The organism is uncultured Legionella sp., assembly GCF_937871865.1.
GTDB lineage: Bacteria > Pseudomonadota > Gammaproteobacteria > Legionellales > Legionellaceae > Legionella.
In genome coordinates this window covers 1-8,878 of the sequence record NZ_CALMPD010000143.1, presented here as the reverse complement: position 1 = coordinate 8,878, position 8,878 = coordinate 1, and the positions used below count along the sequence as shown (strand labels likewise).

Genomic DNA, 8,878 nt, shown 5'->3' with positions numbered 1-8,878 from the left:
AGCAATTAGACAGTGTGGCCGCCTAATGGGCATACGCCAGATTTGACAATAACTCTAAAGAATCGTTCGCTATATTATTAGAAAATGAAGATTGTAAACACCATTTTAATGAAACGATCTTACAAACGCATAATGCAGGGGCCTTTATTAACTATGCTGTAAAAGGCGGCAATGCTGACCTTGTGCAACAACTCTTTGATGCCTATCAAAAAGATGGAAAACCTCAACCATTGTCAGACTTACAGATAGCTGAAAAAATATCGGAATATACTCGAGAAGCTGGTGGTAATGCTATTCATTCTTCTATCAAGAGTAACTCTACTGGCTGCGTAGAACTACTCTATAATCAATTAAAGAAAACCAATCATGAGATTGGAGAGAAACAATTATTCAGCCATTTATTACATGCAATTAAATCAAATCACCCTCCCATGGTTAATTTTTTTGTTAATGAAATTAAGCAGCTGCCAAAAGCGACTCAGAATCACTTATACAATTCAATTAATATGGGGATTAACCAGGTTGAACAAACCGATTTGTCAATATTGAGAAATTTAATAGCAAATGGCGTCAAGTTTTCTGAAACAGCACAAGCAGTTATTGATTTGAAAGAAGATCGTCCTATCGGATTCTTACTGCCGATTGGCATTATGTTAAATAAAATTACAGATTTTTTTAAAGAGAGCGTACCGGTTTGGGATAATAATAGTATCATAGCAAATGTTAGAAACTTCAAAGAATTAAAAAAACAATGCGTGGATATAAAAGAGAGCGAGGCTAAATCTGAAGTCTCTGAAGGGGGTAAATATAACATATAAATATTCTAAAATTAGGGTCTGTTGACATTTCATTTTTAGGCCAAAAGTGAACTGTCAACAAACCCTAATCATCTAATTTAAAAAATGACACACCAGTTGTTCTACCCTATCATCCATTAAAACACTGACATGATCAGCATCAGGCAACAGATTTAAATTAGCATTTTTATATTCTCGGCAAAAAATAATGGATTCTTTAGGATTAATTGTAATATCTTGCTCTCCATGAATGCATAAAAAAGGGATTTCTGGAGTCTGCGAGGTAAAATAACGTAAACGCATCAGTTTTGGATCAATGTTGGCCTGTTGACGGATTAACTGACGTAGTTGTAAATAAGCATGTCCGCTAAGCTTGAAGCGTCTGGCAATGGAGTTGATGGGGCTGCGCATTTGCGTAGGAGAGGCAATGAGCACTACGCGTTCAGGTTTGTAATTTAATTGCCATTCTGGCAGCTGTCCTGATAAATTTAAGGTGCTTAATAACATGGAGCCACCGAATGAATGGCCGATTACGCCATGAAATGGCCCATGGGTGTTCATGGTTTCTTTTAATATCGCAATCGCATCAGTCCATGGCAGTTGAACGCCTTTTGCTTCACCATGTGCTGGAAAATCCAGAGCATAGACGTCATATCCTTGCTGATGCAGGCATTTTATTAATCGTACCATGTATGCTGCACGCGACATCCAGCCATGAGAAATCAGAATTTTTTTTCCATTAGCATTTTTGGCTGGTATAAAACGATGGATCACATGGTGGCGTGGAAATTCCTGATGAATCACCTCACTGCGTTTCCCTTCGATGTATTCACAGGCCATTTTGGCAAAATCACGGTATTGCTTTTCTATGGGTAAATGAAGTGGAGTAATAAACAATTGATAACATAATTGAGCTTGTAGAAAGTCCCTGATGTGTACGAGCGAATTAGTCATCATGATGGATTCCTCTCTATTTTATTTTAAGTTTAGACCAAAATTTGGAGGAGAGGGCGATGAGACGGACAGCTAAGGTCGCTGAAACAGCGAATTAAGGAATCTCAGCTTCGCTGCCCAGCATATGTTTCAGGGTGTCACATACTAGTTGTGGTTTTGTTAACTGAATAAAGTGATCCGATGGCACTTGAATAATAGTGCTCAGGGTATTTTTATTTAGCCAAAGTTTTTGGCTTTCATACCAGTCCTTTATACATGCATGTTGCTCTTCCATTTGGCTGGATGAAAGTATAATGACGGGAATAGCGTTATCAATATCTCCTGATTGCTGGATTGACTGCTTGGTTTTATCCAATCCTGCTATTTGATAAAACGCTTCTGCATTTGCTTTATTGTATGTTTTATAAATATAGTCAGCTGGTTTGCTCTGAACATCGTTCACGCCTTTTTTTAATTTATTCATTGCTTCAGGCGAGAAAGTGCAGTCCTTGGGCATCGGATCAACGAGTAGTACTCCTTTTACAAGAGCTGGGTTTTTCAAAGTAAAATAACTTGCATACATAGCTCCATGGGAGTGCGCAATAAACAGGTAGGGTGGTTGTATATTACGTTTTTTTAATAGCATGGATAATCGATCGCTAACGCTTTGTGCTGTAATTGGATTGTCAGGTGACAGGTGCAAATCGGGCGGGCTTTTGCCGAGCCCATTGCGATCGTATAAAAACACAGAGCCAATTTTTTTTGCACAATCAAACAGTTTTTTGCTTTTCCAGACACTTATGTCTGAGCCACTACCATTTATAAATACAATAGTGCCTTTCATCCGGGCATCCGGGTTCGGATAATATTCTGAATAAAGAGTTATTCCTGGTTCGATGTTGGTCATTGCTCCAAGTGCAACAACATCAAAAGAAAGTAGGAAAATGAAAAAGCATAAGTATTTTTTCATTGAGTTTATCCTTTCAAGCTTAGGGCTGTTGACCAGAGAGTTGAAGCTCCCGATATGATGTAGATTTTGGCATAAATACCAACAGGCCTTTATATTATTTGTAACATATAGTTTAAGGCAATTGATTTGTAAAGAGGTTAATGACGAAGGGAAAAATGTTATTTACCTTGACTGCGTAATGTTCTTTTAAAAATCTTAAAAAAAATATATTCTAACGAAAACAATTAGTTAAAGGACAACGGATTGAATAGACAACACTCATTGACTCGATACTTATCCCTTCGATGCGTATGGCTTTGGTTGTTATTTGATGAATAGTACGGGTGCAAACAGTGTCGCGTTTTGGCCTAACTCGTTAAAGTTTCTCGTCAAAAAATCAAACGAAAGACGTAGAAGTAAACACAGTAGCTTCTTCCATCCTTCAATGGTTGATCCTTGCGGCGTTGATTAGTTATGCTATAGCCTGTATTTGTGAAACCTACAGGCTGTACTACTCAACAAGAATGGCTCTAAGGGGGATTTCATACCCAAGTCAAGGCTTCGGCCCTTGGGCACGGAGCCTATGTAGGCTGTAGCTACTGTCTGTTGGGAATTTAGACAGAAATGCCAACAGCTCCCGGATTATTTTTATTCATATTTTTGAGGGAAACACATGCACGAAGCAAATTTTATCTATCACCAAGGGGCTCAGGAGCTGCACGGTTTTTTAGCCTTTGATGAGCAGTTCGATACACCTCGTCCAGCAGTAATTGTCGCTCATGACTGGTCGGGACGTAATGATTTTGCATGCCAGAAAGCCAGAGTGCTGGCCGAAATGGGCTATGTTGGCTTTGCTTCTGACGTGTACGGTCAAGGCCGTTTGGGAGGCACTAATGATGAAAAAATGGCATTAATGCACCCTTTAGTGGCTGACAGGGCTTTATTAAGAGCACGGCTGCTTGTGGCTTATGATGCAGTAGCCGCTATGCCTGAAGTTGATAAGACGCGAATTGCCGTTATTGGGTTTTGTTTTGGTGGGTTGTGCGCGTTGGATTTAGCACGAAGCGGTGCTGATATTAAAGGTGTTGTCAGTTTTCATGGTTTATTAAATAAACCAGAAGGAGTCAGTACTGAAGAGATTAAGGCTAAAGTACTGGTGTTGCATGGATATGATGATCCTATGGTTAGCCCAGAACATGTTACTGCTTTTTGTCAGGAAATGACCGATGCTAAAGTAGATTGGCAGGTTCATATGTATGGAAATGTACAGCATGCATTTACTAATCCATTGGCTCATGACATGGACGCTGGATTAGTGTTTAATTCTCTGGCAGAACAACGTTCCTGGTTAGCCATGCGGCATTTCTTGCAAGAGATTTTCTAAGTTCAATGCCTTTATCTGAGCTTCCGGCTAATATCGGCTTGCGATAAAGGTACAGAACTAAATTTAAGGGATGAAATGTTTAACAAAATTCTAATTGCAAATCGTGGTGAAATTGCTCTGCGTATCGTGAGAGCCTGCAAGGAAATGGGTATTGCTGCAGTAACTATCCATAGTGAAGCAGATCGATATGCCTTACATGTTAAACGTGCATCTCATTCCCATTGCCTGAGTAAAAAACCACTAGAAGCTTATCTTAACGGGCAAAAAATTATTGAATGTGCCAAGGCATCAGGATGTGAAGCCATACATCCAGGTTATGGTTTTTTATCTGAAAATGCTGAATTTGCCAAAGAATGTGAAAAAGCTGGTATTGTATTTATTGGGCCAACTTCTGATGTCATTGCGACCATGGGTTCTAAAGTTGCTGCACGTCAAGCGATGCTTAAAGGAGGAGTTCCAACAATACCTGGCAGTGATGGAAATTTAAATAACGTTGATGAAGCGGTGGCTTGCGCTAACACTTTGGGATATCCCGTGATGCTGAAAGCGACCTTTGGTGGAGGAGGGCGAGGGATAAGATTATGCCATGATGCGAATCAGGTAAAACAACAGTTCGCACGGGTGCAGTCCGAAGCAGAAAAATCATTTGGGGATGCGCATGTTTATATGGAAAAATACATTGTTAATCCACGCCATATAGAAGTGCAAATCCTGGCTGATCAGTGGGGCAATGTGTTGCATCTTTTTGAGCGCGATTGTTCTGTGCAGCGCCGTCATCAAAAACTAGTAGAAATAGCGCCTTCACCGTTATTAGATCCCTTAACCAGAGACTTACTTTTTAAATACGCAGTAACCGCTGCGAAAGAGGTGGGTTACACCAATGCAGGAACCGTTGAATTTATCTTGGATGAACACAATAATGCGTATTTTATGGAAATGAATACACGTTTGCAGGTGGAGCATCCTGTTACAGAACAAATTACTGGTATTGATATTGTTCAAGAGCAAATACGAATTGCTGCAGGCGAACCCTTGACTATGACCCAGGAACACATTGTTTCCAGAGGGTATGCCATTGAATTTCGCATCAACGCAGAAGATCCGCAAAACGATTTCTTACCCAGTTTTGGTCGAATTACCCGTTACTACGCGCCTGGTGGGCCTGGGGTACGAACCGATAGTGCGATATACACAGGATATACCATTCCTCCTGATTATGATTCCTTATGTGCAAAATTAACCGTTTGGGCATTAGATTGGCCTTCCGTATTACGCCGAGCAAGGCGGGCATTGGAAGAAATGCGGATGTTTGGGGTTAAAACGACTATTCCTTATTATCTGGAAATGATTAAATCAAAAGAATTTCAAGAGGGACGACTGACTACTCATCTTGTTGACGCACATCCAGAATGGTTAAAGTATTCTAATAAGTCTTTACCACAACATAAAGCCGCGGTAATTGCTGCAGCCATCGCGATGTACAGCAGCAATAACTGCTGATTGTAGATTACTATGCTTTATCGTTGTCTAAATGAGAAAGAATAATCTCTATACGTTGTTGCACGGGAACTGCCGGAAGCTCAATCAATTCATACCCCAGTTTGTTATAAGCTTCATAAATCAATTCCCCAATGGTTCTGGCACTTAAACTGTCTTCCACCCGAACTGAATCATATTCCATAGGCAATTGATGACAGTAAAACAATTTTTTATAGCGTAGACGTTGGCAAGCTTGAACCACATGTTCTTCATTGAGCTGATAGTAGCGAAAATACCCCAGACTATCCGGGGTACCTCGGTCAAAAAAAATAAGTTGATTGGTTTGCAGACGACGTTCTCTTTTTAATGCAACCGCGAGTATCCCTCTTTGCAGTTGGCGGTTATCATGACTTATATCCTCTAATGTATAATTAGCTGCTAATAAGTCATTAATGTAATCTCGCGCAACTTCAGGAGCTATTGTATAGCCTGCAGATGCTAATTGATTAATTAAGGTGGTCTTTCCTGAGGAAGGAGCTCCTGTAATGACATACCAATTAGTCTGAATCATTAGATTTGATAATTATCAATTAAACGGATATCACCAATCAGTACTGCGGCAAATTTTCTGCCATTATATTCTTCGATGTATTCCACGGCGATTCCTTTTGCATTTAGCTCATCACTTATCATTACACAAGGTTTGTTCTGATGGAATATAGCAGCAAACTCTTCAGCACGTTTTTTTTGCTCAATAGTTAAGCGGTTATTACGGGAACTGAAGGCTAATCCGCTTGGTTCTCTAATTGTCGGGCAAGGTATGATGTCTGTATTCATGAACAGGGCTTGCACCATTCCCTTAATTAACAGAAATTGTTGGTAGTCTTTTTCACCGAAATAAGCTCGGGTTGGTCGAGTTAAATGAAGCAGTTTCATCACTACCGTTAATACTCCATTAAAATGACCTGGTCTATGCTTGCCCTCCATCAATTGGCAGAGTTGATTTTCCTGAACCTGATAGGCGTATCCATCTGCGTACATCTCTTTTTCATTGGGCAAAATACAATAATCCACCCCTGCGTTCTCCATCAACTCGAGATCGGCGTCCAGGGTTTTGGGATAATGAGTGAAATCGTCAGGACGATTAAACTGAGTCGGATTGATAAATAAACTGGATATGGTGCGGTCATTTTCTTCCTTACTTTTATGAAATAAAGAAGCATGCCCTGCATGAAGGTTACCCATTGTTGGAGCAAATCCTAAACTAACTTCAGTGGATAAACGGTTACGAACATTTATCCATTCATTGAGATTATGAAAAATGTGCATAAATTACTCTCGTGGAATTAAAATGCGTATTCAGGGCTTGGGAAATTAACTTGCTGTACCTGTTGTACGTAAGCATTGATTGCTTCAAGAAATATATCTTTGCCTTGAGTGTATTTTTTTGCGAATTTGGGGGTGAATGTCGATTGTAAGCCAAGCATGTCGTGCCAAACGAGTACTTGACCATCTGTATCAGAACCAGCGCCTATGCCTATAGTTGGAATACCAAGAGAATTCGTGATGGTTTTGGCAAGATATTGAGGGACACATTCAATGACCAGGGCAAAGCATCCGCTTTCCTCCAGAGCTAGAGCTTGTTCTAACAAGAGTTCCGCTTGCTCCTGATTTTTTCCCTGGACTTTATAGCCGCCTAGTTGATGAATGGATTGAGGGGTTAACCCTATGTGTCCCATAACTGGAATTCCAGCTTTGACCAGATAGGATATGGTGTTACAGGTATCTTCGTCAGCCCCTTCTATTTTTATTGCTTGTGCTCCTGCCTGCATCAATAATCGTACTTGCTCCATGGTATGCGCTTGCGAGATTTTATGACTTAAGAAGGGGAGGTCGGTTATAATAAATTGTTTCTTTAATCCACGAGCGACGGCTTGGGTGTGCAACGCCATCATTTCTGTAGTCGCTGTAACTGTTGTATCATGGCCATGAACTGTCATTGCTACTGAGTCACCAACCAACACACAATCGATATTGGATTCGGCGATAATTCGTGCTGATGGATAATCATAACAGGTGAGCATGGAAATTTTTGTACGTTCTTGTTTTTTTATTTTAAAATCATGAATGTTCATACAACTCTCCTTGAATGGGAACAGTGTATGAGGTGCGTTGAGTTAACGCGCGGTGTAACAGGTACCTGTCTCATAGATCAAGTCCTCCAATATCAATAATGAATAAAGTCACTGCCAAAGAGGTCAGTGCATCAGGATAATCTTATCGGGTATTTATTTGAAATTGAATATCTTTTCGGTAATTTTCTGCATGACGAGCCTCTTCTTGGGAAAAAACAGAATTTTTCCAGGTTTTGGCTGCAACTGTGTCATCTTGCATCTGGCCACAATTATGTTTGTTCTTTATAATTATTTTTCCCTATTTATCAAAGAGGTATTTGTTGGTGAAACTTGATGAAATTGTTGCATTAATTGAAAAAGCGGGATTTAAGTCTAAAGCAGAAGGTAGGGGGATTGGCTCATTCGAAGGGTATCAAGTAATGCATTTTGAGAAAGATATTTATAAGGAGTTTCAGTGCATACAACTCGCATTCACTGATATAAAAAAAGATGCCGTCACAGCTTCTTTCTCAATCAATGTCCCTCTCAAATTGCGTGATGCGGTATATGAGATTATGAATGAACCGGCAGTGAGCACTGAACACACTCTTAAAATGTAATCAGAGGCATTTCATGCGTATCTATCTGGAACAATGAACGTTCTTGATGTGAGTAACACTTTATTGATGAAAAGCACAGAGATACTGTTTTTCGGACCGTAATCAATCAATCAATTGGGCGTTCAATGGCATAAGCATATTTTCTATCGAGTCGCCTAACTTTCTCCTGCGCCATTTCTTATCCCCCAGAAATCACAAGATTTCCCATTTGCCTTTTTGTTTCAATAACAACCAGAGGTGCTTGATGTATGGTTACCATGGTTTGAGTTAAATCTTGAAATATGAGGGGGATTGGTAAATTGTCTTTTTTTGGTTTAAAATGATCACTAATTGGCCTTGTTGTCGATCGTTGTTCCCGTGTCTTATCTTCTCCAGCTTTGGATGGCTTGGAGAGCTGCTGTTCCTGTTGGGATCTTTAATGAACCGGCAGTGATAGTATTGCATTCGCAACATTTTTTACAGAGCTCTACAGAAACATTAATTCAATTTAATGAGGACAGTTAGCATGCAAAAAAAGAACGATTTGAGTCTGGTTAAAGGAAACACTGTACTTTTCATTAATAATTTCATTGAACATGTTGGTCAGTCGGTTTTGGTGCTTT

At 39.9% G+C, this 8,878-nt stretch carries 9 protein-coding genes; 4 read left to right on the top strand and 5 right to left on the bottom strand.

The window, feature by feature from the left end; translation table 11 throughout:
- The first annotated feature begins 182 nt into the window (after positions 1 to 182).
- Positions 183 to 818: a hypothetical protein gene (locus Q0495_RS07455; protein WP_298624570.1), complete on the top strand. Its 636-nt coding sequence runs from the start codon at positions 183 to 185 to the stop codon at positions 816 to 818.
- 72 nt (positions 819 to 890) lie between these two features.
- Here the strand turns inward: Q0495_RS07455 and Q0495_RS07450 are convergent, their stop codons facing one another.
- Positions 891 to 1,754: an alpha/beta fold hydrolase gene (locus Q0495_RS07450; RefSeq protein WP_298624569.1), complete on the bottom strand. Its 864-nt coding sequence runs from the start codon at positions 1,752 to 1,754 to the stop codon at positions 891 to 893.
- Positions 1,755 to 1,845: 91 nt separating this feature from the next.
- Complete coding sequence (locus Q0495_RS07445; RefSeq protein ID WP_298624568.1) at positions 1,846 to 2,700, bottom strand: alpha/beta hydrolase; 855 nt, start codon at positions 2,698 to 2,700, stop codon at positions 1,846 to 1,848.
- 652 nt (positions 2,701 to 3,352) lie between these two features.
- Between Q0495_RS07445 and Q0495_RS07440 the strand changes: the two genes are divergently transcribed.
- Together Q0495_RS07440 and Q0495_RS07435 are read left to right on the top strand one after the other, a co-directional pair.
- Positions 3,353 to 4,063 carry a dienelactone hydrolase family protein gene (locus Q0495_RS07440; protein WP_298624567.1) on the top strand — a complete coding sequence of 237 codons (711 nt, stop codon included), beginning with the start codon at positions 3,353 to 3,355 and terminating at the stop codon, positions 4,061 to 4,063.
- Positions 4,064 to 4,138: 75 nt separating this feature from the next.
- On the top strand, positions 4,139 to 5,563 hold the full coding sequence (locus tag Q0495_RS07435) for an acetyl-CoA carboxylase biotin carboxylase subunit (protein ID WP_298624566.1): 1,425 nt from the start codon (positions 4,139 to 4,141) through the stop codon (positions 5,561 to 5,563).
- 10 nt (positions 5,564 to 5,573) lie between these two features.
- Here the strand turns inward: Q0495_RS07435 and Q0495_RS07430 are convergent, their stop codons facing one another.
- Genes Q0495_RS07430 through panB form a run of 3 tightly spaced genes read right to left on the bottom strand, consistent with a single transcriptional unit; the run spans position 5,574 to position 7,677 of the window.
- Positions 5,574 to 6,113, bottom strand: coding sequence for an ATP-binding protein (locus Q0495_RS07430; RefSeq protein ID WP_298624564.1), 540 nt, complete (start codon positions 6,111 to 6,113; stop codon positions 5,574 to 5,576).
- A complete protein-coding gene (gene panC / locus Q0495_RS07425) occupies positions 6,113 to 6,871 on the bottom strand; it encodes a pantoate--beta-alanine ligase (protein ID WP_298624562.1) in 759 nt (252 codons plus the stop codon). The genes Q0495_RS07430 and panC overlap by 1 nt, the downstream gene beginning before the upstream one ends.
- Positions 6,872 to 6,888: 17 nt before the next feature.
- Entirely contained in the window at positions 6,889 to 7,677 is a 789-nt protein-coding gene (gene panB / locus Q0495_RS07420) for a 3-methyl-2-oxobutanoate hydroxymethyltransferase (RefSeq protein ID WP_298624561.1), read from the bottom strand.
- Positions 7,678 to 8,000: 323 nt separating this feature from the next.
- Here panB and Q0495_RS07415 point away from each other — a divergent pair, with 323 nt between their 5' ends.
- Positions 8,001 to 8,276 carry a hypothetical protein gene (locus tag Q0495_RS07415; RefSeq protein WP_298624559.1) on the top strand — a complete coding sequence of 92 codons (276 nt, stop codon included), beginning with the start codon at positions 8,001 to 8,003 and terminating at the stop codon, positions 8,274 to 8,276.
- The last annotated feature ends 602 nt before the right edge of the window (positions 8,277 to 8,878 follow it).

What these genes read in the sequence shown, in the direction of transcription:
- Q0495_RS07450 (WP_298624569.1), bottom strand. Translation starts at nt 1,754, where the DNA reads ATGATGACTAATTCGCTCGTACACATCAGGGACTTTCTACAAGCTCAA.
- Q0495_RS07445 (WP_298624568.1), bottom strand. Translation starts at nt 2,700, where the DNA reads ATGAAAAAATACTTATGCTTTTTCATTTTCCTACTTTCTTTTGATGTT.
- Q0495_RS07440 (WP_298624567.1), top strand. Translation starts at nt 3,353, where the DNA reads ATGCACGAAGCAAATTTTATCTATCACCAAGGGGCTCAGGAGCTGCAC.
- Q0495_RS07435 (WP_298624566.1), top strand. Translation starts at nt 4,139, where the DNA reads ATGTTTAACAAAATTCTAATTGCAAATCGTGGTGAAATTGCTCTGCGT.
- Q0495_RS07430 (WP_298624564.1), bottom strand. Translation starts at nt 6,113, where the DNA reads ATGATTCAGACTAATTGGTATGTCATTACAGGAGCTCCTTCCTCAGGA.
- panC (WP_298624562.1), bottom strand. Translation starts at nt 6,871, where the DNA reads ATGCACATTTTTCATAATCTCAATGAATGGATAAATGTTCGTAACCGT.
- panB (WP_298624561.1), bottom strand. Translation starts at nt 7,677, where the DNA reads ATGAACATTCATGATTTTAAAATAAAAAAACAAGAACGTACAAAAATT.